Here is a 25,193-nt window from a genome sequence, read left to right as displayed (position 1 = left end):
GTGTTCCTCAGTTGAAATTAACGAATTCGACGCTGTGCGCCGGTGCTGCTCGACGAATCAAACACTCGATCGCGATGCCGGGGTTGACCCCGAATCGCTCTCCCCAGTAGCTGGCCCCGAAGCGCCGGCCCAGCCGCTGACGGCCGCCGGTGTTCAGGGTCCACATGAATTGCGCGTTCCAGGTGCCGAAGTACGCCTGACCAAAACGCGAACGCCCCATACGGGGCGCTCGGTGTTCGGTCACGGTGGCGTCGGGGTAGCCCTGACTGACGGCAATGTCGATGTAGAACCCTGCGTTCTGCCCTCCTGTTGCCACCAGCCGCTGGCGCACTGACAGGCGCCGGTCGGCGAACAAGGGTTTGAGCCCCAGGCAGGGGTCAGGCAGGTTCATGACCCGCTCCCAGTCCGGCACCAGTTCACTGACGGTGGCCGGGTCCATCTCGTTGAGCAGGTCGAAGGCGCGGCCATCGATACGGGCGAACTCGCGGGACAGGCCGGTGATGACCTGCTGCAGTTCCGGCACACGCTCCGGGTCCCAGGCGGGGCCGGGTGGCAGCAGCGCCTGTAGTTGCTCGGCGTAGTGTTCGGCAGTTCTTATGACGACCATACAATGCCCCCGAACGTGAGTAGCTGATTGGGGGCCGCGGTGACATTGGCGACAGGCGCAGCCAGCACATGATCGGTTTCGCCTGTCGCGCGGCTGATGGCCTCGGCGATGTGGGTCAGCAACAACGTTTCGCCCAGCCCCGCTTCACGGTTGTGCAGGTCCAGCAACTGAGCCTCTACCGCCGCCCGGACTGCCGAGGTGTCCGGCGTGAGCCTGATCGTGTAGACCACCGGCTTCTGCACCGGCGCCAGCACGTACACGTCGGCAGTGACTGGGCGCAACGGCTCGATGTAGGCGGCCATTTCCGCCAGTTGCCCGGCATCGGGGATCGGATTGACTTCATCATCACGCATGAAGAACACCGCGACAGTGCCCGGCCCCATGTAACGACGCACGCACCAGGCACGTGTCACGCCCGGCAATTCCAGCGCCCAGGTCACGTAATCATCCTGATTGCCACCGTGCGGGATGACTCGATAGGAACGCACTACACGAGCCCGCAACAACTCGATACTTTCTTGGGGAATCCCCCCGGTCAGCCCGTCCGCAATCACGGTAAACGTGCTGTCGATGCCTTCGACAGGCTGCACGGCGGTCATCACCAGGCCGGCATCGGCGTTGCCGAGAACGCCTGCGTCTACCGCCTCGACCGTGGTCGTGTTGTTGCCCGCAACCGTGGTGACGCCTTTGGTCACACGGTAAAAGCGTCCGTCGCTGAATTGCAGCACGGTGTCGACATCCAGCACCGCACCGGCTGCAGCGCTAAAACGCACCGAGCCGCTGGCGGCCTGCGCGACCTTGCGCGGCTGGCGCAAACGCAGGATGGCTTGCCGCTCAAGGGTGTCCTCATCGGCGGTGTCCGGCAGGATCTGGTCGGCGATCCAGTCCTGATAGCCGTACAGCCCGTAGGCCGCACCGCTGTGGGCACGCGACAATACCCGGGCATCGGACTGACGCAGCGCTTCGTCGGCGAGGTCGACCTGGGTTCGGTTGATCAGCGCCGGTAACGTAGGCGTTTCAAACGGCATAAATCACCTGCCACTGTTCTGAAGGGTTGAAGCGCACGACCTGACCGTCAGAAACGACCAGCTCGACGCCCAGGTTCAGGCGATTGCTCTGAACCTGTTCGGTAAGGATGTTGATGTTTTTGACCTGGCCATCGTCGATCAGCCAGGCGAGCGCTTCGCGCGCATAGAACTCGGCGTCACGCTGGGTCTGCGCGGTGAGACGGACCCGACGCAGCAGCCACAACCTGGAGCCGATGCGGTCGTTGGCCTGCGTCGGATAGGTGTCGCCCCACCAGCCAAAGCGTTCGGCATCGTCGATCGGATCGTCCGCTTCGGCGCGACGCCAGGTGAACAGGCTGATGACCACCGAGCGCAGCAAGGAAGCCTGCAGAGAGCCTTCAATGATCATCCGGCACCTCCAACGGGTGGCCCGCTCTGGCCGTTACCGCCCTGAACGTTGCCGTGCAAATGGCTGATCTGGCTGATGCCCCCGGCTATCTGGTCGCCTTTGGAAACTATCTTTCCGGTCTGGGTGATCTGCGGCGTATCGAAATTTACCGCCACGGCTGCCTTGATGTTCAAGGTGCCGGTTTCGATGTCAATGACCTTGCCGCGCTTGAGGTGCACCTTGTCGCCCTCGTCGGTGTAGATCGCCACTTCGCCCGACTCCAGGCCCTTGAGGCGATAGCGTCGGTCGGCCACCACCAGTAGCAGGCCGTGAGAACGATCGCCGCCGATAAAGGCGGCAATGCCTTCGGCGCCCGCGAGCGGGTTGCTGGTAAAACCGTAGGGTTCGAAGTGTTCCATGTCGTCCTTGACCTCCCCAGCGGTCAGGCGCATTTGCAGCGCCTGCATCTTGCTGCTGGCCTTGGCGAGCACCACCGTGCCGCGCACCAGCATGCGATTGAGTAAGCTCATGCGGTTGTTTCCTCATCGATAGGCAGCAGCCAGGAGTAAGCGTCCTGATTGAGCTGTACCTTGCTGCGCTTGTTGGGGTCACCGGGCTCGGCCTGGAAACCTTCAGGCGGTCCGACCACCAGCGTGGTGATGGTGCCCTGGTCACTCAGCGAGTAGGTCACGGCTGAAATCAGCATGTTCCTGCCCAGACCGATGACCGGATCCACCACCTGCACCATCGTGTTGTGCCGCCAGAGCGCTCCGTTGGACTGCCGCCAGCCCTGCACTTTGTAGGTGGTGAGCAGCGCCTTGCCCGCCCGCTGACCACGCTCCCAATTGGCGCGGCTCAGCGCGAGCTTGGGTGTGAGCGGCGCATCCTCATGAAGGATCAGCACGCGAAGGCGCTCTTTATTCCTGTCATCGGTAACCACCGCTGACACCTCCGCCGCTTCCTTGCCGAACGTCTTGTCATTACCGGTCTGCTGACCAATGACCCGGTACTCGGAATAAAGCCCGGAAAAATCCCTCGCGATGATGGCGCTCAACACGTTCTTGCCGAGTTCCAGTGCGTCTGCGCTCTGCCCTCGACTGCCCGGCCTTGCCAGCACCACATTGCCGAACTCGTCATCGGTGGAAAAAATCCGGAACAGCGTCAGCAGCCGGTCGATGGACTTGAACACGCTTTCAGCAGGCTCGATGGTGTGATCGGCCATCTTCGAGGTTTCCGGGATTTCGCTGATCACCGACAACGCATAGGGAGCAGCCAGCGCCTGAACGATCTTCAGCACCCCGACGTCTTTCCACTGGCTGGGCTTGTTGATGGCCGCGCAGTCAATAAGATCAGCGGTTTTCGAGCGACCGGAAATCTTCAGCGTGACCTGCTTGCCGTCATAGTTGATCGGCGCGGCGAACACCCAGCCGGTCAGAATCAATTCGCCGCCGATACGCACTTCGCAGGCAGCGCCGGGCATGATCGGATGCGCGACTTCGGTGCCCGGCCACTGCCAGGTAATGCTCACTTCAAAGCTGCGTGCCTGACGCTCGATCCCGGCAGAGATTTCCACCGACTTCCAACCGGCATAGTCGTGATCGCCAACCGTCAGGGTGACAACATTAGGGTCGATCATGGGTCACTCCTGAGCGATTTTCAGCGTACCGGGCGGCACGAAACCCGGGTGGGCAAGCCGGTTGCGCTGGACGATTTCCAGCGACCGGCTGGCATCGCAGAACCGCCGATAAGCCAGCACCAGCGCAGGCAGCGGTTCGGACACTTTCATGTCCACCAGACGCACGCCAGACGCCGCTACCGCGTTGAGGTGCCGGATCAAGGCCTGACGTAATGTGTTCAACGCCAGGTAATGGTCAGGGTCGGCCTTCAGCGACGCTTCCCAGATGGCCGAGCTCAACGTGTCACGCAGTTCGATCACGTCATCGGCGACCGGCACATCCACACGTTGCAGCGCTTGCACCCTTTGCTGGTCCAGCGAGGGCACCACTGTGAGCGGCGCAACCGTTGTGGCCACCGGCATGCTCGCAACGATTCTCGCCACCTTGACCAGCAGCGCGTCCTGAACCAGATTGGCGATGGCCTGAGCCGTCAGGCCGGTATCGAGCCCACTGCCCTGGCCGACCAGGTTGATGCCGGACACCGCCTGTGCCTGTTGTGTGGCCTCGGAAATGACCGACCGGTAAGGGACCGTTTCAAGGTCGGAAGACCCACCGCTGCTGCCGGAACTCGACGCCAGGCTGATGGAGGTGCTGCTGCCGGAACCGCTGCCGGAACTTCCACCCGAGCTACCACCTGAACCCCCGCCGACCGAACTGCTAGAACCTGTTGTGGTGCTGGCACCGCTGACACTGCTGCTGCCATTCGCTCGTCTGGATCGGCGACTGTCGCCGTCGAAACTGGCAAAGAACGTGGTGAACAACGTGCTCACCGTCAGCGGCGCATTGACCAGCGAATGCACCAGCGCAGTGACATCCGAGTAAATCGCCATGAACGGCGCAAACTGCCGCTGAATAGTGGCAAACACCCCGGACAGCGCACTGCGCAGCGCCTGAACGTTGATGCGCACGGCATCCACGACGGCCATCACCGAGCGATAGCGCCGAAGCGCCGAGTCCAGCAGGCTTGCGGACGCGCCGAGCAGTTGCCGCCGGGTATTGAGCGTCGACACAGGAAACTTGAGCGGGTTGGCCGGATAAAACACCAGGTCCAGCCGGACCATCCCGCCTTCAATCAGGGTGTGCGTCACACTGCACTGCCCGACCTGTACCTGCATGCGCCCCAGCCACGGGTGCACCAGCTCACCCGCACCGTCCTTCTCCAGCGCCTCAAGCAAGTTGTCCCGTTTTTCAAAACAGTCGCGACCGACAATAAAAGCCGTCAGCGTATGAACCTGCGCCTGCTTGCCCAGCGACTCGAAGTAAGGCTCGTCGCGCTGTGGAAATTCATGCAACTGCCCTTTGCGACCCACCGGGACGACGGCTTTTTCAATGAAAAAACCGACACCACGGAAAGACGCTGGCAGCAGGCTGTCACGCCATGTACTCATAATCCGGCTCCTGCGCCGAGGGTTCGATAACCGACGTTTGGCGAAATCGTCAAACCCGGCTGGTTGCTTTGCACTTGTCCCGGACGCATGCCAGGCGGTGCGTTTTCAAAGCGAATATTGAGTTCGCCTTCAAGCCGCGCGCCGGCCCCCGCAGCACCCTGTTGCAGCAACAGGTTGCCGGGGGCTGGAAAGTTCGGCGCACTGAGCAATTGACTGGTCGGCGGCACTCCGGTCGCCAGGTTGAGCTGCTGCTGTTGCGAGCGACTGGCGTCAACCGCATTTGCAGCCAGAAACGCCCCGGTTCCGCCACCAGGCCCTGCGTTGCGTACCCGCTGCTCTTCAGCGAACTGATTGACCTTTTCGGTGGCGCTTTTCAGCAAGGACTTATCCCCGTCGCCGCCAAACCAGCTCATGATCGGGTCGATGAACGGCTTGATGTCCGCCCACAAATCCGCGAACCAGGCTTTGATCGGCTCCCACTTCTCGATAACCATGCCCAGCGGCGAAAAACTGAACATCATTGCCAGCACGTCGGTAAACGGCTGCGCAGCGGTCTTGATGCTTTCCCACAGGCCGGCGAAGTACTCGGAAATTGGCTGCCAATTGGCCACAACCATGCCCAGCGGCGTCCACGAGAACAGCGTCTGCAGGAAGTCGGAAAACGGCGTGGCCAGCGCTTTGATCACATCCCACAGCGCCGCAAAAAACTCGGATAACGGCTGCCAGTTGGCTACGATCATGCCGATCGGCGTCCAGGCAAATACCGCCTTGAGTACATCCCACAGCGCCATGGCCGGCCCGCGAATCGCCTCCCAAACGGCCTGAAAATAAGGCGCGACGGTCGACCAGTTGGCGATCAGCAGACCTGCCGCCAGCGCCAGGCCGCGCACGATCAGGCCCAGCGGTGACAGGCCCATTACCGCGCTCAGTACGCTCATCGCAGTCGTTGCGGTCATTACCGCAACTTGCAAGACGCCGAACGCAATTGCAGCGGCCACCACACCCTTGATCACGCCAGGGTGTTCGGCCGCCAGTGCGGCGACCTGAGAAATCATCGGCCCGATCACGGCCATTGCCTGGTTCATCGCAGGCAGAAACATGCTGCCGATGTTGATGCCCAGACGATCGACACGGTTGGTCATCTCTTTGATGGCCGTGGCCGTGGTCTGCGAGTTGTCGGCGAATTCCTTCTCGAGGGTGCCGCTGTTCTGCACGCCCTCGCCGACCTTGGCCAGGTTGGACCTGAGCACATCGAGGTTGGCCAGCAATGGTGTAATCGCACCCAGCGATTCGGCGCCGAACAGTTGCGTGATGACATCCGACTGTTTGTCGGGGTCAACACTTGAGACAGCCGTCAGGACCTTTTCAATGGTCCCGGACGGGTCGCTCTGCATGCCCTGGGTCAGCTGGTTGACGTCGAGTTGCAACGCCTCGAACGCCCCCGCTTTTGCCGCGCCGCCTTCGGTCAACGACTGCATGAAGCGCTTCATGCCGCTGGCGGCCACATCGGCCGGTACATCGACGCTGGCCAAAGTGGCGCCCATCGCCGCCAGTTGCCCGGATGCCAGACCCGCAACCGGCCCGAGCGGGCCCATTGCGGTGACCATGGTGGCAATTTTCTTTTCCAGATTGTTGCCGCCGAGCACGTTGATCTTCTCGGACAGCGCCGCGACTTGCGGTTGAGTCATCTGGAACGAAGATCGCCACGAAGCCATCATGTCGCCCGACTCGGCCGCGGTCTGATCGAAGGCGACCCCCATTTTCACGGCATCGCTGGCAAACCCGGTCAGTTCTTCGCGCGGTACATTGGCCTTGGCACCGGCGGCAACAATCGCCGCGATGCCATTGGCGCTTTCCGGCAGCCGTTCGCTGAGGTCCAGAATATCGGACCCCATCTGCTGAAATTGCTGCGGTGTTTCAAAGGTAACTGACCGTTTCACGCCGGCCATGCTGGTCTCGAAACCGATCGCTGCCTTTACCCCGGCAATCAAAGGCCCCGCCAAAGCGTTGTCCGTGATTGCCTTGCCAAGTTCTATGGCCCCCAGACTAGTCTCGAGGCCTTTGACGTTGTTGCGGATAGTTGCCAGCGTTGGAGACAGCTGGTCGACGCCGGTAATCAGCGTTCTGATAGTGTCTGCCATCACTCCCCCTGCAGGATCTGGTTAATGCGTTGCGCCTGCAAGATCGATTCGGTGATGACGTCCAGCTCCCTGGACATCATCAGTTCGGGATCGGTCTTCCAGAAGTACGCGAGGTCGTAAACGACGGCGATCAGTCCTTCAAGGTTGCTGATGCCGCTGCCATGAAAAAACTCGCAACCTTCCAGCTCAGCGTGTTGATGTCGCACAGATCCATCTGATTGACCGACGAGGGCGGAATCCCGGCGCAGACGGCGATGTACTTCGCCGCCACGTCCAGGTCCAGCGACACGTCTTCGTTCTTGTCGATCTTGTACGGCAGGGCCTTGATGGCTCGCGCTTCCTGCGCCGTAGGACGTCGGAATGTCACCTGCGAAAGGGTTTCCCCGTGTGCTTCGATCGGGCTGGCAAGGTCGATGACTTCACTCATTGCCAGCTCCCCTGACTGCCTTCGAATTTGAAATCGATGGCGCCGTCATCTGCCTTGCTGATCGGGTCTTCGACCAGGTAAGCGCCGGACAGTACGTAGATCTTGCCGTTGCTGAATTCACAGGTGATGGTCATGTCCACACCGGTGGTGAGCAGCTTGATCGGCAGGTCCGCGGTATGCAGCGCCTGAAATTTCAACCAGGCCGCCTTGTCGACTTCCTTGTAGTAGCCCGGCACGACCGTATCGCGCTTGACGTTCGTCAGAGGGGCTTCGCCGCCGCCAATGATGGTCAATTGGGTGCCATCCACTTTGATGTAGCAGGTACCCGCAACTTTCTGACCCATGTTGTTTATCTCCAGAATGAAAAAACCCGCACGCGGCGGGCTTGAAAGGATGAGTGAGGCTTACGCCGCTTCGTCGTACTGCAAGCGGAACTGGTTGAGCAGCGCGAACACGCGCAGGCCGTTGATGTAATCAGGCGGGAACATCACGTTCACGCGGCTTGGATCATTGCCGTCACGCTCGACGATCAGGTGCTGGGCGAACACTTCGGCGTTCTCCACATGGCCTTCTTCTTGAAGACGGGCGTACTGCGCAATCAACTCGCCACGAAGGGTGCTCGGCGTGATGATCGGCTGACCCGCACCGAAGCGCGTGCCATCGCTGGCCAGCTTGTGGCGACCGTATTTGCTGGTGATGATGCCTTGCAGACGACGAATGATGAACGCCGACTGGTGCATGGTTTCGCTGTCCAGGTATGAGTTGTCAGCCTGGCCGTAGGCGTTCTTCTGATAGGTGGTGATCGAGCGTTGAATACGCACGTAACCGCCTTCGTAGTACGCCGTCGCGATGCCATAACGCAGCAGTGACTCACGCTCGGTCAGGGTGAAACGCTGACTCGCTGGCGCCGGGTCCAGGCCGGGCATGGTGCCGCTCTGGGTCGGACGGCTGGCGTCGGCAGAAATGAACACAGCAGTGCGCGCAGCCAGGGCAGCGGCCTGCAGCCAGACCGGTTGCGGAACACCGGTTTCCACGCCTTGAATGGTGATGTGCTGATCGTTGCGCAGTTGGCCAGCAGCCACCAGCGTACCGACCGTACCGCGCTTGGCGCTGTACACATGGCCATACAGTTGACGCGCCCAACTCCAGCGACCCGTGCTGTCGTCCATCGCCGCTTTCCAGGCATCCAGGGTGCTGGTATCAGTCCATGGCATGCACAGAAACTCGAACGGTTCGTCGCCCAGCGCAGCCAGCGCCTTGAGCTGATCAGGCGTACCCACACCACCGGTCATGGCAGTCACTGCGGCAGTCAGGCCGGCTGGAATGACCTCACCGTTGGTTTTGCCCAGACGATTGAATTCCAGATGAATGTCGTTGCCGCTTGCCCCGCTCCATTTGCAGGAAAGGGTCAGCACGCCGGCCTCGACAACGGCCTTGATCGGCAGATCGGGCGTGGCATTGATCTTCACCGACAGCGCGGTTGCGGCTTGTGCAGCCGTTGCGCCGTTAACGACAGTCGCCTGCACCCGTGCACCGCCGACATACAGATTCAGCAAGCCCGCTTCGGTCGCCGCCCCCGTCAGGGTGATGGTTGCACCGGCCTTGACACCTTCTGTGTTGAGCAGCGGCAGGCACCAGACTTCCCCGGTCGGATCAGCCTTGCGCCAGATTTCGTACATGGCCGCCAGCATGGAACCCTGACCGCCGATGTTTTTTGCCAGCGCCACGCTGGGCACCAGCACCAGGGAGCCGAGTTCAGGTCCGGACACGTCGTCGTTGACCTGAGCAACGATCAGGCGACGCATGCTCGCCGAAGCGCTGTTGGCGGCCGTGTTGTCCATCTCCGCATAAAACAGCGGCACGCGGACATCGGATGGAATGTTGTTAAAACTGATAGCCATTATTGGGCTTCCTCTTGGTTAGGCTGTGAAGGCCTGATAGGTGGTAGGGGTTTGCTCGGTCTGAATGGTGATGTCGCCGTCGTTCTGACGACGCTGCCACCAGGCATTGAATGTCACCTGCCGACCTTCGACGGGCAGCAAATCGCCCGCCTCCGGATCCGGCACAGTGCGGCCTTCGGCCGGTACTACAGTGATGCGTTGGGTCATGGTGTTACCTCTGCGGTGAACTTCGCTTCGAGACGGCCATCAGGGCCTGGGGATTTCAGATTCGGGTCGGCGGGATCGACGCAGTCCATCTCGAGGGTCGCGCCGGTAAAACCCGGCAAACCATCCAGATACGCTTCGTGCCAGGTTTCGGCGGGCTGATCCGAGGTGCTGCGGCCCAGTTGAAACTGCGCGGCAAAACCGAAGCGATAGGTCACGCGTGCGCCGCTGATCTGCACCAGCGCACCGCCCGTGTATTGCATCGCGTCGTAATCGCGGTCAGCATTCCAGCCCACCAGCGCGCGCCATAACTCGGCGCGAACGGCATGCAACTGATCGCTGGCCTGCTGCCCGCGCTTGTCGTCACCGTCAAGCACCACCACGATGTCGATCTGGTCGGTGATGTTCTGGCGAATGACGTTTTGCAGGTCATTGGCCGTGGCCACATCACCCGTAGCGATGACATAGGCCGAGGGGTGCGCAAGTTGATCGCCAAGAGCAACCGCAGCCCAGTCGATGCCAGCGCTGATGCGACCGGCAAAGGTCGGGCAGGTCGCCTGCAAATGGGCAACTATCGGGGTTATCTTCATAAGGGGTTCCGCGTGTAGTAAGGGTTGATCCGGCGTGAGAAATGCCTACTGATTTGCCTTGCCCAGCGCTTCATCGGCCTTGTCCGCAGCGCGGTTGGCAGCATGCGCAGCCTGACTGGCGATAGACGCCGCCGTCTCGACCTTGTCCGCCGCCTGGGTGGTGGTTTCAGCCAGCCTGTCCAGGCGACGATCGCGCTTGCCCAAGGCTGCATCGTAGGCATCACGAACCTCGGCCAACTGCCGGGTGTGCTCGGCACTGGCCGACCATTGCCCGGCCTGAAAACCGAGCATCAGGCACCCGGCAATCAACAACACGGCGATCAGCCAGATCTCCAGCCGCCGCCACCAGTGGCGAGCTATAAAATCAATTGCGCATCTGTGCATCATTGGCACCTCCGAGCTTGGAACGGAGCCGGGCAATTTCGGCACTCTGCGTGGTGACCTTGTCGGTGAGCTGAACGATGTGGCTGGTGAGGGCTTCAATCTTGCCTTCCATACGGCCAACCGCAGCGGCGAGTTCGTTGCGCTCCCTGGCAAACTGATCGGACCGCGCTTCAGCCTCCTTGCGAGCTTGCCGCTCGGAGTCGAGCAGTTCATTGAGGCGGCGAACCGTACCGATATCAGCGTTATCCATCGCCCGGTCAGTGGCATCCCTTGAAAGAAACTTGCGCAGCCACAAAAAGCCGCCAAGCAGAATGGTGCCCGTTCCGCCCAGCCAGGTAGCTGTGCCTGGGCCTAGGTCGGTTGGGTCCATGGGTACTCCAGATACGAAAAAGCCCCGGCAGATGCCGAGGCCTGAGATAGCCGTGCGTGTCATATCAGTGTTCAACCGCACGGAAAGCAGGAACTTGAGCTCGAGAAAAAGAGCGCCTGAAATCAGACGCTAGCCCAAATTTTTCCTTTTTGAAAACAAGGAATAAGCGCCGAGGATCGATATCAGTGATAACAAGCAGGCGAATATTCCAGTCAATGAATCCAAAGCGTAACCAGCGCTTACCAACGTGGCGAGACAGGTCGAGAGCAGCATAGGCGCGAAAAGAACGAGTCGAATCACCCTCCCCATTCTGCCGACACTGGAGGTGAAGCACTCTAATAATCTTCCGGCCGCAGCCAGGAGAAAAGAGAGGGCTCCAAATCCAACAAGCACAACGAAGTAAATAGCCACCGGTGGCAGCCCATAGGTATCAGAAGGCTGTAGCGGATTTTCACTGCCCCCCCTGATTGATAAGCCTAAAACACCTAGAGCGACTGGAAATGATAAAAAAACAAAATTCCTGCGTAACGCAGCCATTGTCAATCCTTATGGAAAGAGGTTCGAACGAGTAGAAAAACAGTACACGCCTGCCTGTCTTTTTTACAGATAAGTCAACGCTGGCTACGCCACTGCTCAGGCGCTACCTGTCATGCCTTTGACCTAGTTGCCACTAACCGTAACCGGCAACGAACCGGGAATTTCGATCGAGTACGAGGTAAATGGAACGGCACTCAACAACGAAGTAAGATTTTCACCCAGCCATCCGCGATGATTGGACGGATTGGCATCGTAGACATCATTGAAGGCGCGAATCTCGCCCGAGAATGTCCATGCTCCACTCGCGTTTTTATCGATAGTTCCCACCAGCCTGAGTGTAATGTTCCCCAGCGTCAGCCAAGATGCGTTGGAATCCTTACCGACATCATAGGCGAAGTTGACATCAAGCGAACTGGTGCCAACTGGGCGTGCGCTCTGAATAACATTCATTACATCAGGGATACCACGGATATCGACGTTAAGCCCAACATTCTGAATAGGGAACGTAAGGGGTGCGCCCAAACCAAACATGCCATGAGCCAGCGCATGAAATGGTGTCATAAGGCCGCCAGACAATACATGGTTGCCTGGCGGATACTTGATGATATTTTCGTTGATCTGCTGGCTTCTGCCGATGTCAGTTGCGATTTCGTTGTAAGCCGTTCGAAGATCACGCCCTTCAGCCTCACGCTGATCCGCCGCTGCGAAGGTCTTCAAGGCAACCTTGGATTGAATCCCGAAGCTGTCACGCCTCGCTTGATCCTGAAACGTGGCAAGACAGTTCGGGCTGCAATACAAATCACCCTGAAGAAGCAGCACAGTCGCTACAGGATTCTGCATACCTCGCGGAAAGCTTTGACCAGAACTAAGGTCTTGACCACGATAGGTACCATTACCTCCTGCGCTAATTTCAGGATAAGGGGTGATGTATGTCGGAGGAAGCTCAATAGGCATTGATTTTACCTGTTAATAAGTTGATGTTCGCGAAGGATTCCGCTTTTCTATATAGATCAAAGGCGATGACTCATGGCTCACGGCCTTCACATGGCTCAGCGTTCCACATAGGGAACGCTTGATGTAGTTCGGTAGGATCACCCATACGGGCTTGCAGTTTCCAGCACTGGCCGCATCGAAAGTCTTTCAACATGTGCACGAGGCCTCTGTGTGCCTGGCCTAATGAAAAACCCCGCCGAAGCGGGGTTTGGGGTGGGTTGCGTTTGACCGGTTGGCGCTGCTGAACAGCCTGTGTCCGGCTGCAGCCCTGAGGCGCAAATCGCATATCGTGGGACCTTTTTACCCCCCTCCGGAAAGCCTGGGAAGGGGCAGTTTCGGGGCGGGTCGAGTTTGACCGGAGTTCAACACGAGTTCGACCACAGCTGTGCAATCGACCCGGATAAACGGTGCCGGCCAGCGTGTTCATGGGCACTTATCCGGCCTTGCTCGCGGTGGCTTTATTGCTTCTGGAAGCACTGCGTTCGGCAAGAATGGCCAGCACTTGCTGGTGAAGCTTGTTGATCCAGTTGCGATAGGTGCGGTCCGCGCCTTCATTGATGCCGACCAGACGCATCTGCTCGCGCACCGGCAACGACTCGACATAACGCAACGTCGCCAGCCGAGCCAATTCAGGCCCACGGCCTTTCGCAGGGCTGCGGGACATTTGCGCAATGGCCGCTTCCACTTCGCTGCTTATATAGTCCATGCCACTGCCATTGCCGACCAGCGCACGAGAACCCGGTGTACGTCGCGGAATGTAAGCGCCCCATTCCATGATCCCGGCCATCGGACTGCTCAGCCCGCCGCCCAGACCTACCCGCATCCGTTGTTCGCCCCAATGCTGCAGCACTGCTTCCACTTTCTCGATCATCGTGTGTCTCCTGTCAGACCTTTCTGAAAATGCAGTGCGACTCTTCCGATCACACCGCTCAAGGCCGAACAATACATTTTGTATATTTTCAGCACAATGACGCATTACATTATGTATATTGATCCGCACCCTACAGCCTGTATGATTCGACGCATGAACAGAAAATGGTATGAAGTCGCAAGACAGGTCATGGAAACCCAGGAAATCAGCCAGGAAGAAATGGCTGAGCGCATGGGCGTTACCCCCGGCGCGGTGGGGCATTGGCTCAACGGCAAACGCGAACCGAAGATCGAGGTCATTAATCGATTGCTGGGTGAGCTGGGCCTGCCGATCCTCGCGACCTCGATCCCGTCGAGCGAGCCGGGCATGCAAAACGTGGCGCATACGGTGCAGCCTTCGCGTTTCTATCGGTACCCGGTTATCAGTTGGGTCGAGGCCGGCGGCTGGAGCGAGGCGGTCGAGCCCTACCCTGCGGGTTATTCCGACACCTTCGAGATCAGCGACTATAAAGCCAAGGGCCGCGCCTTCTGGCTGGTGGTGCGTGGCGACTCGATGACTGCGCCCGCAGGCCAGAGCATTCCTGAAGGCATGCTGATCCTGGTGGACACCGGAATCGAGCCCACGGCCGGCAAGCTGGTGATCGCCAAGCTGCCGGAAAGCAACGAGGCCACCTTCAAAAAACTGGTCGAAGATGCCGGACGCTATTTTCTCAAGCCGTTGAACCCCGCCTATCCGACCCTCCCGGTCACCGAAGACTGCAAGCTGATCGGGGTCATCAGGCAAATGACGATGCGCTTGTGATACCCGCACCATCTGCCCAAGCCCCGATCATCGGGGCTTTTTTATGCGTCCGGTCTGAGCAAAGGTCCACATATCTGTAGGAAAAATTTGCCGCTTGCGTGAGAAACACCCCTCAATTACTGTATGCACATACAGTAAAAAGGAGTTAACGCATGCTTGACCAGCCCCCCGGCAATTCGCAACACGACGCTTACCTCGCTCTGGCACAGCGTATTCAGGACGCCATCGCCAGCGACAAGGCCCAGATCGAGCATCAAGTGCTGCTGATCAGAGAGCCTGGCGAATCCGCTGCCCACTGGGATCACATCGTGGATCAGATCAGCGAGGCCGAGGGCATCGTCGTGACCCGCAGCCCTGAAAATGGCACCGCGCACGTGTCCTGGTACATCGACTCCCTGTAAAGCAAACAAGACAATTTGTATTTAAAATACAAACTGTATTGTAACGAAGCCCTACATATCGTATTGTTTGTCTGCACCTCATCTCGGGAGTGCCTACATGCAAACCACAGGGAGTCATGGAATGAACGAAATACTCGATCAACTTCGCAAAGAATTCGCCACGCCGTGCCCTTCGTTGAGCGCCGTCAGAGAGCGATATTTTTCGCACCTTTCGAATGATCGCAATCTGCTGCGCAAGATCAACGCGGGCCGTATCGCCTTGAAAGTAAGCCGCACAGGCGGCACTCGCCAGGGCCACCCGTTCGTCTATTTGCACGATCTGGCCAATTACCTGAGCGACATCGTGACCAGCAGGGCCGCATGAGTTCAAAAAAGCGCCGCAGCCGAGTAAAAAGTCTCGGCTGACCTTTGCAGTCATGACAAATCTTGGTACGTTTCCGCTACAAAATAACAACAATCAGGATTCTTTCATGACCAAGACATCAAGGTGCTGGCCCTTCGCGGCCTGCCTGCTATCGCTGGCCTGTGGCACCGCCACTGCGGGGCCCTATTCGACCATGGTGGTGTTCGGCGACAGCCTGGCAGATGCCGGACAGTTCCCGGACACCGCTGGCCCCAGAGGCTCCACGTTGCGCTTCACCAATCGCGTCGGCCCGACGTATCAGGATGGCAGCGGTGAAGCGTTCAACCTGAACTCATCGACGCTGATCGGCAGAATGCTCAATGTCTCGGCGGGTGATCTGGCAGCCTCCACCTCACCCGTCAACGCCGCTCTGGGGCAGGCGGATGGCAACAACTGGGCTGTCGGTGGTTACCGAACGGACCAGATCCTTGATTCGATCAACTCGCAATCCACCGTGGTCGATCCGAACTCAGGCACGCTGTTGCGCAGCCGGACCGGATATTTGCCCGCCAACAGCTTTCGCGCCGACCCCAATGCGCTGTATTACCTGACCGGCGGCGGTAACGACTTTCTGCAAGGTCGCGTGTTGAGCGCCAGCAGCGCGGGACAAGCCGCCAACCGCTTGGCTGACAGTGCACTGGCACTGCAACAGGCCGGCGCGCGCTACATCATGGTCTGGCTGTTACCGGACATCGGCCAGACGCCAGCCTTGAGCGGTACGCCTCTGGCGTCAGCGACATCAGCCCTCAGCGCCGTGTTCAATCAGCAACTGGTCAGCCGTCTGGCGCAGATAGATGCACAGGTCATCCCGCTCAACGTGCCACTGTTGATATCTGAAACGCTGGCGGCTCCCGCACGCTTCGGTTTCGACCCCAACGAGAATCTGGTCGCCACGTGCTTCAGTGGCGACAGTTGTAGAGAAAGTGCAGCCAACGGTCGGTCCAGCGCGACGCCTGATCCGAGCCGGGTGTTTTTCAATGACCGCGTCCACCCTACCGAAGCCGGGCAGCGACTGCTGGCCGACTACGCCTATTCGCTGCTCTCGGCCCCCTGGGAAATCAGCCTGCTGCCGGAAATGGCCAATGGCACGTTGCGCATGCATCAGGACGAACTGCGCGCGCAATGGCTCAGCGACTGGGGCAACTGGCAGGGTGTCGGCCAATGGCAGAGCATTATTGCGGCGGGTGGTCAGAAAATGGACTTCGACGCGCAGGACAGCTCGGCCGATGCTGACGGCCGGGGCTACAACCTGACCATTGGCGGCAGCTACCGTTTCGCCGAACACTGGCGCACGGGCGTCGTTGCGGGTGCTTATCGACAGAACCTTGAGGCCGGTGCCAGAGACTCGGACTACAAACTCAACAGCTATATCGCTACGGCCTTTGTGCAATATCAGGCCAACCACTGGTGGGGCGACCTTGCGGTGTCAGGCGGCAAGCTGGATTACGAAAACGCCGAACGCAAGTTCGCGCTGGGCGTGAGCGAAGGTCAGGAAAAAGGCGACACCGACGGCGAGTTGTGGGCCGTCAGCGGGCGAGTCGGTTTTGACATCGCAGGGGCAGCCAGTCGCTGGCACCTGTCGCCTTTCGTCAGTGCCGACTATGCCCATATCGACGTGGATGGCTACTCGGAAAAAGGCAACCGCTCGACCGCGCTGACGTTCAGCGATCAGACGCGCAAGTCGCGTCGTGCAGGCGTTGGTTTGCAGGGCAAATTCGAAGTGACGCCCACCACGCAACTGTGGGCAGAAGTCGCAAGGGAACGGGAGTTCGAGACCGATCAGCAGAACGTGACGATGGCCCTCAACAGCGTGCAGTCGGTCGATTTCACACTCGAAGGCTACACGCCGCAACGCGACCTGAACCGGGCGACTTTCGGCGTCAGCCAGAAACTCACCCAGGACCTGACGCTGCGCGGCAACTACAACTGGCGCAAGAACGACGACGTGACTCAGCAGGGGGTTAATGTGGCATTGAGTATGAGTTTCTAGACAGCACGCTGAACCGTGCGGAACGACAACCTCTCTATCGTGCGACGCTCCGCGTCGGCATGCCTTTCTGGACGCTCTGCGTCCTACCCTGATTCTGCGGTGCCGCGCAGATCTGTGACGCGGAGCGTCACCCATGGCTTTCCCACGCTGCAGCGTGAGGAACGATAATCCCAACTGTCGTGATGCTCTGCGTCTGCTTCAAAACGCAGGGCATCGTCTGCTCAACCCTCGGCAGTCTGCGAAGCCAAAGCCACGGCACGGAACATGGCGCGGCGTTTGTTGAGGGTTTCTTCCCACTCCAGTGCTGGCACCGAGTCGGCGACGATACCGCCGCCAGCCTGCACGTGCAGCTCACCGTTCTTGATCACCGCCGTACGAATTGCGATGGCGGTGTCCATGTTGCCGTTCCACGCCATGTACCCCACCGCCCCGCCGTAAACGCCACGCTTGACCGGCTCCAGCTCGTCGATGATTTCCATGGCGCGGATTTTCGGCGCACCGGACAAGGTGCCGGCCGGCAGAATCGCCCGCAGTGCATCCATCGCCGTCAGCCCGCTTTTCAGCTCGCCAGTGACGTTGGAAACAATGTGCATCACGTTGGAGTAACGCTCGATAACCATCTTCTCGGTCAATTTGACCGTACCGATCCCGGACACCCGCCCGACGTCATTACGACCCAGATCGATCAGCATCAAGTGCTCGGCGATCTCCTTGTGATCGGACAGCAGATCCTCTTCCAGCGCACGATCCGCTTCTTCAGTAGCCCCGCGCGGACGCGTACCGGCGATTGGCCGAACCGTGATCAGGTTGTCCTCGACGCGCACCAGCACTTCCGGCGAACTGCCGACAACGTGGAAGTCGCCGAAGTTGAAGAAATACATGTACGGCGTCGGGTTGAAGCAGCGCAGCGCACGGTACAGGTCAATGGGCGCTGCAGCAAAATCGATGGACATGCGTTGCGATGGCACGACCTGCATCACGTCGCCCGCCAGGATGTACTGCTTGATCGTGTCGACTGCGGTTTCGTAATCATTCTGCGTGAAGCTTGAGCGAAACACCGGGTCGGCAGCCGGAGGCCGGTCCAGATCCAGGCCACGACGCGGTGTGATCGGCTGACGCAGCTTGTGCATCAGCTCATCAAGCAGTGCAGCGCCACTGTCGTAAGCGTCCTGCTGCGCCGGGTCGACCAATACGATGGCGTGCATCTTGCCCGCCAAATTGTCGAATACCACCACGGCATCGGACACCATCAACAGGATATCCGGTACGCCCAGCGGGTCAGGGTTCGGGCAGTTGGCCAGACGCTTTTCGACGTAACGCACGCAGTCATAACCGAAATAACCGACCAACCCGCCATTGAAACGCGGCAGACCGGCGATGGTCGGCACGTTGTAGCGCGCTTTGAAGGTCTCGACGAAGTCCAGCGGGTCTTCAACGTCCAGGCTTTCGATCTCGACGCCATCGTGGGTCACGCTGACGTGATGGCCATGTACGCGCATCACGGTGCGGCAAGGCAGCCCGATGATCGAGTAACGACCCCATTTCTCGCCGCCCTGCACCGATTCCAGCAAGTAGGAGTTCGGCTGATCGGCAAGCTTGAGGTAGATCGACAGCGGCGTGTCGAAGTCAGCCAGGGTTTCACGGGCAAGCGGGATGCGGTTATAGCCATCAGCAGCCAAACGCAGGAATTCTTCACGGTTCATGAGCAACCTCGTGGTTTGAGGGTAAACGGTCAGGTAGGCAAACGTGCCGGCAGGCCGGCCAGAATCAAGTCAGGCGCGCCAACGCCAGCGGGCCAGGGCCTTGATGACTTTCATCCAGAGTTTGCGAGTGACCACCACGATGGATTCTCTTGAGGAGGGACGTTTGATGTCGGGCAACAGTATCTCAGCGTCCAGATCCAGGCAACCGGGAATCAGCCTGCGCAGATCATCTATTACCATCGCCGGATTTTCCTCGGCAATCGGCCTGCCGTGGTTGTAGCCATAACTCAGCGCAACGCAGGCCACACCGGCAGCCTTGGCGGCCTGCACGTCACTGCGCGAGTCGCCGACAAACAGCGATTGCGAGGCCGGGACACCGGCCATTTTCATCACGAAAAACAGCGCCGCAGGGTCAGGCTTTTTCTGCGGCATGGTGTCGCCACCGATGATCCAGCGAAAGAACCGCCCCAGCTTCATTTCATCGAGCAGCGGCGCAACGAAGCGTTCCGGCTTGTTGGTGATGAGGGCCATTTCGACACCCATCTTCTGCAGCCACTTGAGGGTTTCGCGCACGCCAGGGTAAACCACGGTGAACTCGTGCTTTTCAGCGTAGGCGCGCATGAAAATGTCCAGCCCCCGCTCGGCAAGCGCTTCATCGACACCGCTGTGGTCAAGGTTGTTGGCCAGCGCACGACGCACCAGCACCGGCGCGCCGTTACCGACCCAGGCGCGGACCGATTCCAGCCCGGCTGTCGGCCGGCCAAGCTCAGCCAGCATGGTGTCCACGGCGACGGCAAGATCGGGGACCGAGTCCACCAGCGTGCCGTCCAGATCGAACATGATCAGCTTGGGCAGCTTGCCTGCAAACAATTGCTCGAAGCCGCTCATGCGCGGGATAACGCCAGTTCTGCGCGCATTTTCTCGATCACTTCACGGTAGTCCGGGGCGTTGAAAATGGCCGAGCCGGCGACGAAGGTGTCAGCACCTGCGGCGGCGATTTCGCGGATGTTGTTGACGTTGACGCCGCCGTCGATTTCCAGACGGATATCACGGCCCGAGGCATCGATCAGCGCGCGCGCTTCGCGCAGCTTGTTGAGCGTACCGGGGATGAACTTCTGCCCGCCAAAGCCTGGGTTGACGCTCATGAGCAGGATCATGTCGACCTTGTCCATCACGTATTCCAGCAGGTTCAGGGGCGTGGCCGGGTTGAACACCAGCCCCGCCTTGCAGCCGCCTTCACGAATCAACTGCAACGAGCGATCGATGTGCTGGGTCGCTTCGGGGTGGAAGGTGATGTACGTGGCACCGGCCTCGATGAAATCGCCAATGATGCGATCCACCGGGCTGACCATCAGGTGCACATCAATCGGGGCGGTCACGCCGTACTTGCGCAGTGCGCTGCAGACCATCGGACCGATGGTCAGGTTCGGGACGTAATGGTTGTCCATGACATCGAAGTGGACAAAATCAGCGCCGCTGGACAGCACATTGTCGACTTCCTCGCCAAGGCGGGCGAAGTCAGCGGAAAGAATCGATGGGGCAATAACGAAGGGCTGCATGACGCACCTGTTTGAGCAGAATCACGGTGGTGCGCATTGTACGCCAAGCTTCGCCTGGAGCGTTAAGCGGCAAGCTTCAAGCTTCAAGCTTCAAGCTTCAAGCTTCAAGCTTCAAGCGTTTGATCTGCTTGTAGCTTGTAGCTTGTAGCTTGTAGCTCCAGTTCACTGAGCCGTTCTCAGTTTCTCGCTACGCCCTCTCAGCCATTCCAGCACCAGCAGTAACAGCACCGAGAAGCCGATCAGTAGCGTCGCGGCCGCTGCGATGGTCGGGCTGAGGTTTTCGCGGATGCCGCTGAACATCTGCCGGGGCAAGGTTGCCTGTTCCGGCCCGGCGAGAAACAGCGTCACGACCACTTCGTCGAACGACGTCGCAAAGGCGAACAGCGCACCGGAAATCACCCCCGGCGCAATCAACGGCAGGGTCACACGGCGGAACGCGGTCAGCGGCGACGCACCGAGGCTTGCCGCAGCGCGTACCACGTTGTGGTTGAAGCCCTGCAAGGTCGCCGACACGGTAATGATCACGAACGGCACACCCAGCACGGCGTGGACCAGAATCAGCGAGGTGTAGCTGTTACCCAGGCCCAGTGGCGCGAAGAACAGGTAACTGGCCACACCGACGATCACTACCGGCACCACCATCGGCGAAATCACCAAGGCCATGACCAGCGCCTTGCCGGGGAAATTGCCACGGGTCAGGCCGATCGCCGCAAGCGTGCCGAAGCCCATTGCCAACAGGGTCGCGGCCGGGGCGACGATCATGCTGTTTTTCAGCGCCCGCATCCACTCGGCAGAATTGAAGAAGTCCTGGTACCACTGCAACGAATAGCCTTGCAGCGGATAGACCAGAAAGCTCCCCGAATTGAACGACAACGGCACGATGACCAGCACCGGCAACACGAGAAAGAGCAGGATCAGCGCGCAGAGGATACGCAAGGCGTAATACCAGATGCGCTCGATCGGCGATGTGTAGGCATTCAACATGTTGACGCTCCTCAGCTCAGTCGCAGGCGGCTGGCGCCTACCAGCCAGCTATAAATCAGGTACAGCACGATGGTCGCCAACAGCAGCAGCCCGCCGAGCGCCGTTGCCATGCCCCAGTTGATGCTGGTGTTGGTGTAGAACGCGACAAAATAACTGACCATCTGGTCGTTCGGACTGCCCAGCAAGGCCGGGGTGATGTAGTAGCCGATCGACAGAATGAATACCAGCAGACAGCCCGCCCCGATGCCGGCGTAGGTCTGCGGGAAATACACGCGCCAGAAGCTGGCGAACGGATGGCAGCCTAGCGAAATGGCGGCGCGCATGTAGGTCGGGGAGATGTTCTTCATCACGCTGTAGATCGGCAGAATCATGAACGGCAGCATGATGTGCACCATCGAGATGTACACACCGACCCGGTTGAAGACCAGCTCCAGCGGCTTGTCGATGATGCCCATCGCCAGCAGCGCACTATTGATCAGGCCGCTCGACTGCAACAGCACGATCCAGGCCGCGACACGCACCAGAATCGAGGTCCAGAACGGCAGCAGCACCAGAATCATCAGCAGGTTGCTCTGCCGTGCCGGCAGGTTGGCCAGCAGGTAAGCCAGTGGATACGCCAGCACCAGGCAGATAGCGGTGATCACCAGGCCCATCCAGAAGGTGCGAGCGAAGATATCCAGGTAAATCGCCTGATCCGGCGTTGCAGGGGCGACTTCCCCCAGGTCATCGACGCGATGGTCAACCGCCGCCAACAGGTAATACGGCGTGACACTGCTGGTGTTGCGGCGCACCGCCTGCCAGTAAGCCGGGTCGCCCCAGCGTTCATCCAGCGCTTCGAGCGCTTCTTTATAAGAGGCCGGTTCGGTCTTGAACGGCAGCGCGCGAGCGGTCTTGCTCAGCAGGCTGCGATAACCGGCCAGTTCCATGTTCAAACGCTTGGACAGGTCGCCCAGCGTGGAATTCTTGCGCGTTTCAGCCAGGTCCAGGCTCAACGCCTTATAGACCGACTCGGGCGGCAGCCCTTTACCATCCCATTTCTGCACCTCGACCACGGTGGTCGGTAGCGCGGTAACAACTTCGGGGTTGCCAACGCTCTTGTAGAGCAGCGCGGCGATGGGCACCAGAAACACCAACAGCAGGAAAATCACCAACGGCGCGATCAATGCCTGAGCCTTCCAGCGGTTGACCCGCTCGGCGCGAGCGAGACGTTGCTTCAAGGTGGGGCTGGCGCCTTCAGTCAAGGGCACGGCGATGGCCATAGCGAACTCCGAAATCTTTCAACAAGGGGGCGTTCCCTGCAGCAGGGAACGCCCGGATCTGACTCAACGCAAACGGCTTACTTGGCAGCCCAGGCAGTGAAACGCTGCTCGAGGGATTCGCCGTTGTCGGTCCAGAACGCCACGTCCATCTGCACCTGATCCTTGATGTTCTCAGGTGTGGTGGGCATGTTCTGCAGCGTTTCCTTGTCCAGCAGCTTGACCGCCTGGGTGTTGGCCGGGCCGTAGGCGATGTTCTGCGAGTAGGTTTTCTGTTGCTCCGGGCTCAGCATGAAAGCGATGAATTTCTTCGCTGCATCGGCGTTTTTCGAGCCCTTTGGAATTGCCCAGGCATCGAAGTCGTACACGCCGCCGGTCCACACCACTTTCAGGTTGCTTTCTTTCTGCACGGCAGCGATCCGGCCGTTGTAGGCCGAGCTCATCACCACGTCACCGGAAGCGAGGTACTGCGGCGGCTGTGCGCCGGCTTCCCACCACTGGATGTTTGGCTTGAGCTCATCGAGTTTCTTGAACGCACGGTCCTGACCGTCTTTGCTGGCCAGCACTTTGTAGACGTCTTTCGGCGCAACGCCGTCGGCCATCAACGCGAATTCCAGGGTGTATTTGGCGCCTTTGCGCAGGCCGCGCTTGCCAGGGAATTTCTTGGTGTCCCAGAAATCGACCCAGCCACTTGGCGCGCTGGCAACCTTGTCGGCGTTGTAGGCCAGCACGGTGGACCAGACGAAGAAGCCCGCACCGCAGGTGGTGATGGCGCCAGGCACGAAGTCAGCGGCATTGCCGAGCAGTTTCGGGTCCAGCTCTTCGAACATGTCTTCATCGCAGCCGCGAGCCAGTTCTGGCGATTCAACCTCTACCAAATCCCAGGAAACGCTCTTGGTGTCGACCATGGTTTTGACCTTGGCCATTTCACCGTTGTACTCACCGGCAATGATCTTGCCGTTGCCGGCCTTTTCCCACGGCGCGTAGAACGCTTTTTCCTGAGCGGCCTTGTTGGCACCGCCGAAGGAAATGACGGTCAGGTCGGTGGCGGCCATGGCTTGCGCGGCGCACATCAGGCCCAACGTGATGGCGGTGAACTTCAAAGACTTCAACATAGATTCTTTTCTCCACGAGCAGTGTTGGTAAGCGATTGGGATGGGCGATCAATTCGCCTCTGTTGTTGCTTTTATGTACAGATCAATGCTCTTGCTGCAGGGGATCGAGCGCACGTACGTGCTCGACTTGCCAACCGATCGGCACAACGTCACCCACACTCAGCGTCGGGTCCAGTTCGGCAATCGGCTGCTTGACGAAGAAGTCAGTCTTGCCGGCCACTTCCAGACGCACACGGACGTGGTCGCCGAGGTAGATAAACTCGGCCACTCGACCAGAGAAACGGTTCACACAGCTTTCGCTGCGGCCATTGAGGTTGATGCGTTCGGGGCGAATGGACAGCGTCACCGGGCCACCCGGCCGACCGACGTTGATCGCCAGTGCGTGCACTTTCTCGCCGCGCTCCAGCTCGACCACGCAGCGGTCGCCGTCCTGGCTGACCAGACGCCCGTTGAGTCGATTGTTCTCGCCGATGAAATTGGCTACGAAGGTGTTTTTCGGCTCTTCGTACAGGCTGCGTGGCGGCGCGATCTGCTGGATCTCACCTTGATGGAAGACCGCAACCCGGTCGGACATGGTCAGTGCTTCACCCTGGTCGTGGGTCACGTAGACCACTGTCACACCGAGGCGCTGGTGCAGATGCTTGATCTCCATCTGCATGTGTTCGCGCAGTTGTTTGTCGAGCGCGCCGAGCGGCTCATCCATCAGCACCAGTTGTGGCTCGAACACCAACGCGCGCGCCAGAGCTACACGTTGCTGCTGGCCACCGGACAGCTGCGCCGGGTAGCGATGCGCAAACGTGTCGAGCTGGACCATGCCCAGAGCCTTTTTGACTTTTTCGCCGACGTCGGTCTTGCTCATGCCACGCACCGACAGCGGGAACGCGAGGTTCTCGGCAACCGTCATGTGCGGAAACAAAGCGTAGTTCTGGAACACCATGCCGATGTCACGCTTGTGCGGCGGCACGTTGTTGATGGCGCGGCCACCGAGCAGAATTTCGCCAGCGGTCGGTGTTTCGAAGCCGGCCAGCATCATCAGGCTGGTGGTCTTGCCGGAACCGGAAGGCCCGAGCAGGGTGAGGAATTCGCCTTTGCGAATGTCCAGATTGAGGTCTTTGACGATCAATGCTTCGCCGTCGTAGCTCTTCTGCACACCACGAAAGCTGACCAGAACATCACTCGCTCCAGCGCTTGTATCGACGTCGCTCATTACCCACACCTTTGTTTTGTCTGCGTGGGCTCAAGCCTAGAGCAGCGTGATCGCCCCGCAAATCGGGGACCGGGAGAGAATGGCCTAGGCAGGCTGGAAGGCCGGGGGTAGGGATTGCCCTACAGCGATGGCGCGATTGAGCACGTCGGCGACGTCTGATCGTTCCGCACGCGCTGGTGGGAATACAGTGCGTGACGCTCTGCGTCACAAAAGAAGACGCGGAGCGTCCAGAACAGCATGCCGACGCGGAGCGTCGCACGATAGTGGTCGTGGTTGAGGTTATCGTTCCG

The 25,193-nt window shown here is 59.6% G+C and carries 28 protein-coding genes and 1 pseudogene; 4 read left to right on the top strand and 25 right to left on the bottom strand.

Annotated elements, in window-relative coordinates; translation table 11 throughout:
• Positions 1-7: 7 nt before the first annotated feature.
• From QRN38_RS26460 to QRN38_RS26375, 18 genes and pseudogenes are all read right to left on the bottom strand, one after another.
• Complete coding sequence (locus QRN38_RS26460) at positions 8-607, bottom strand: YmfQ family protein (protein ID WP_005768005.1); 600 nt, start codon at positions 605-607, stop codon at positions 8-10.
• A complete protein-coding gene (locus QRN38_RS26455; protein ID WP_007244423.1) occupies positions 595-1,635 on the bottom strand; it encodes a baseplate J/gp47 family protein in 1,041 nt (346 codons plus the stop codon). The genes QRN38_RS26460 and QRN38_RS26455 overlap by 13 nt, the downstream gene beginning before the upstream one ends.
• Complete coding sequence (locus QRN38_RS26450) at positions 1,625-2,023, bottom strand: phage GP46 family protein (RefSeq protein ID WP_005768009.1); 399 nt, start codon at positions 2,021-2,023, stop codon at positions 1,625-1,627. The genes QRN38_RS26455 and QRN38_RS26450 overlap by 11 nt, the downstream gene beginning before the upstream one ends.
• Entirely contained in the window at positions 2,020-2,532 is a 513-nt protein-coding gene (locus QRN38_RS26445) for a phage baseplate assembly protein V (protein WP_017683442.1), read from the bottom strand. Before QRN38_RS26445 ends, QRN38_RS26450 begins: the two co-directional genes overlap by 4 nt.
• The gene (locus tag QRN38_RS26440) at positions 2,529-3,638 is read right to left on the bottom strand and encodes a phage baseplate assembly protein (RefSeq protein WP_057418377.1); all 1,110 of its coding nucleotides are present in this window, start codon (positions 3,636-3,638) and stop codon (positions 2,529-2,531) included. The genes QRN38_RS26445 and QRN38_RS26440 overlap by 4 nt, the downstream gene beginning before the upstream one ends.
• A gap of 3 nt (positions 3,639-3,641) precedes the next feature.
• Positions 3,642-5,066: a DNA circularization protein gene (locus tag QRN38_RS26435; RefSeq protein ID WP_057418376.1), complete on the bottom strand. Its 1,425-nt coding sequence runs from the start codon at positions 5,064-5,066 to the stop codon at positions 3,642-3,644.
• The gene (locus QRN38_RS26430) at positions 5,063-7,207 is read right to left on the bottom strand and encodes a phage tail tape measure protein (RefSeq protein WP_057418375.1); all 2,145 of its coding nucleotides are present in this window, start codon (positions 7,205-7,207) and stop codon (positions 5,063-5,065) included. The genes QRN38_RS26435 and QRN38_RS26430 overlap by 4 nt, the downstream gene beginning before the upstream one ends.
• 130 nt (positions 7,208-7,337) lie before the next feature.
• Positions 7,338-7,634, bottom strand: coding sequence for a phage tail assembly protein (locus QRN38_RS26425; protein WP_005614160.1), 297 nt, complete (start codon positions 7,632-7,634; stop codon positions 7,338-7,340).
• Positions 7,631-7,978: a phage tail tube protein gene (locus tag QRN38_RS26420; protein ID WP_005768018.1), complete on the bottom strand. Its 348-nt coding sequence runs from the start codon at positions 7,976-7,978 to the stop codon at positions 7,631-7,633. The genes QRN38_RS26425 and QRN38_RS26420 overlap by 4 nt, the downstream gene beginning before the upstream one ends.
• A gap of 60 nt (positions 7,979-8,038) precedes the next feature.
• Positions 8,039-9,535 (bottom strand): phage tail sheath subtilisin-like domain-containing protein, encoded by a 1,497-nt coding sequence (locus tag QRN38_RS26415; protein WP_007244427.1) that lies wholly within the window; start codon positions 9,533-9,535, stop codon positions 8,039-8,041.
• An 18-nt stretch (positions 9,536-9,553) separates the two neighbouring features.
• The gene (locus tag QRN38_RS26410; RefSeq protein WP_007244428.1) at positions 9,554-9,742 is read right to left on the bottom strand and encodes a DUF2635 domain-containing protein; all 189 of its coding nucleotides are present in this window, start codon (positions 9,740-9,742) and stop codon (positions 9,554-9,556) included.
• Positions 9,739-10,329, bottom strand: coding sequence for a phage tail terminator protein (locus tag QRN38_RS26405; RefSeq protein ID WP_007244429.1), 591 nt, complete (start codon positions 10,327-10,329; stop codon positions 9,739-9,741). Before QRN38_RS26405 ends, QRN38_RS26410 begins: the two co-directional genes overlap by 4 nt.
• A 45-nt stretch (positions 10,330-10,374) precedes the next feature.
• Entirely contained in the window at positions 10,375-10,713 is a 339-nt protein-coding gene (locus tag QRN38_RS26400) for a hypothetical protein (RefSeq protein ID WP_005768026.1), read from the bottom strand.
• On the bottom strand, positions 10,694-11,083 hold the full coding sequence (locus tag QRN38_RS26395) for a hypothetical protein (RefSeq protein ID WP_005739807.1): 390 nt from the start codon (positions 11,081-11,083) through the stop codon (positions 10,694-10,696). The genes QRN38_RS26400 and QRN38_RS26395 overlap by 20 nt, the downstream gene beginning before the upstream one ends.
• A 129-nt stretch (positions 11,084-11,212) precedes the next feature.
• The gene (locus QRN38_RS26390) at positions 11,213-11,620 is read right to left on the bottom strand and encodes a hypothetical protein (protein ID WP_123633177.1); all 408 of its coding nucleotides are present in this window, start codon (positions 11,618-11,620) and stop codon (positions 11,213-11,215) included.
• A 123-nt stretch (positions 11,621-11,743) separates the two neighbouring features.
• Positions 11,744-12,574, bottom strand: coding sequence for a lipid II-degrading bacteriocin (locus QRN38_RS26385; protein WP_011103200.1), 831 nt, complete (start codon positions 12,572-12,574; stop codon positions 11,744-11,746).
• A 12-nt stretch (positions 12,575-12,586) separates the two neighbouring features.
• Positions 12,587-12,767, bottom strand: a pseudogene (locus QRN38_RS26380) (Com family DNA-binding transcriptional regulator).
• 279 nt (positions 12,768-13,046) lie between these two features.
• Positions 13,047-13,484, bottom strand: coding sequence for a hypothetical protein (locus QRN38_RS26375; RefSeq protein ID WP_057418374.1), 438 nt, complete (start codon positions 13,482-13,484; stop codon positions 13,047-13,049).
• A gap of 189 nt (positions 13,485-13,673) precedes the next feature.
• Between QRN38_RS26375 and QRN38_RS26370 the strand changes: the two genes are divergently transcribed.
• From QRN38_RS26370 to estP, 4 genes are all read left to right on the top strand, one after another.
• Complete coding sequence (locus tag QRN38_RS26370) at positions 13,674-14,285, top strand: LexA family protein (RefSeq protein WP_057418373.1); 612 nt, start codon at positions 13,674-13,676, stop codon at positions 14,283-14,285.
• A 152-nt stretch (positions 14,286-14,437) separates the two neighbouring features.
• Positions 14,438-14,686 carry a DUF1654 domain-containing protein gene (locus tag QRN38_RS26365; protein WP_005768037.1) on the top strand — a complete coding sequence of 83 codons (249 nt, stop codon included), beginning with the start codon at positions 14,438-14,440 and terminating at the stop codon, positions 14,684-14,686.
• A gap of 121 nt (positions 14,687-14,807) precedes the next feature.
• A complete protein-coding gene (locus tag QRN38_RS26360; protein WP_003377326.1) occupies positions 14,808-15,050 on the top strand; it encodes a pyocin activator PrtN family protein in 243 nt (80 codons plus the stop codon).
• Between the two features lie 106 nt (positions 15,051-15,156).
• Positions 15,157-17,079, top strand: a complete 1,923-nt coding sequence (gene estP / locus QRN38_RS26355) for an esterase EstP (RefSeq protein WP_057418372.1) — start codon at positions 15,157-15,159, stop codon at positions 17,077-17,079.
• Positions 17,080-17,300: 221 nt separating this feature from the next.
• Here estP and trpE read toward each other — a convergent pair whose 3' ends face one another.
• The 7 genes from trpE to QRN38_RS26320 form a co-directional block, all read right to left on the bottom strand.
• Positions 17,301-18,782, bottom strand: coding sequence for an anthranilate synthase component I (trpE, locus tag QRN38_RS26350; protein ID WP_007244435.1), 1,482 nt, complete (start codon positions 18,780-18,782; stop codon positions 17,301-17,303).
• Positions 18,783-18,851: 69 nt separating this feature from the next.
• Positions 18,852-19,670, bottom strand: coding sequence for a phosphoglycolate phosphatase (locus QRN38_RS26345; protein WP_007244436.1), 819 nt, complete (start codon positions 19,668-19,670; stop codon positions 18,852-18,854).
• Positions 19,667-20,341 (bottom strand): ribulose-phosphate 3-epimerase, encoded by a 675-nt coding sequence (gene rpe, locus QRN38_RS26340; protein ID WP_005739815.1) that lies wholly within the window; start codon positions 20,339-20,341, stop codon positions 19,667-19,669. The genes QRN38_RS26345 and rpe overlap by 4 nt, the downstream gene beginning before the upstream one ends.
• A 162-nt stretch (positions 20,342-20,503) precedes the next feature.
• Positions 20,504-21,325, bottom strand: coding sequence for an ABC transporter permease (locus QRN38_RS26335; protein ID WP_057418371.1), 822 nt, complete (start codon positions 21,323-21,325; stop codon positions 20,504-20,506).
• A gap of 11 nt (positions 21,326-21,336) precedes the next feature.
• Positions 21,337-22,584 carry an ABC transporter permease gene (locus QRN38_RS26330; protein ID WP_003377316.1) on the bottom strand — a complete coding sequence of 416 codons (1,248 nt, stop codon included), beginning with the start codon at positions 22,582-22,584 and terminating at the stop codon, positions 21,337-21,339.
• Between the two features lie 77 nt (positions 22,585-22,661).
• Complete coding sequence (locus QRN38_RS26325; RefSeq protein WP_003377314.1) at positions 22,662-23,696, bottom strand: polyamine ABC transporter substrate-binding protein; 1,035 nt, start codon at positions 23,694-23,696, stop codon at positions 22,662-22,664.
• Between the two features lie 82 nt (positions 23,697-23,778).
• Positions 23,779-24,903, bottom strand: coding sequence for an ABC transporter ATP-binding protein (locus tag QRN38_RS26320; protein WP_005768050.1), 1,125 nt, complete (start codon positions 24,901-24,903; stop codon positions 23,779-23,781).
• Positions 24,904-25,193 lie beyond the last annotated feature (290 nt).

Source organism: Pseudomonas sp. CFBP2511, assembly GCF_030209255.1.
Lineage (GTDB): Bacteria > Pseudomonadota > Gammaproteobacteria > Pseudomonadales > Pseudomonadaceae > Aquipseudomonas > Aquipseudomonas avellanae.
Note: the sequence above shows the minus strand (reverse complement) of the source record. Positions and strands in the feature narration are given on the sequence as shown.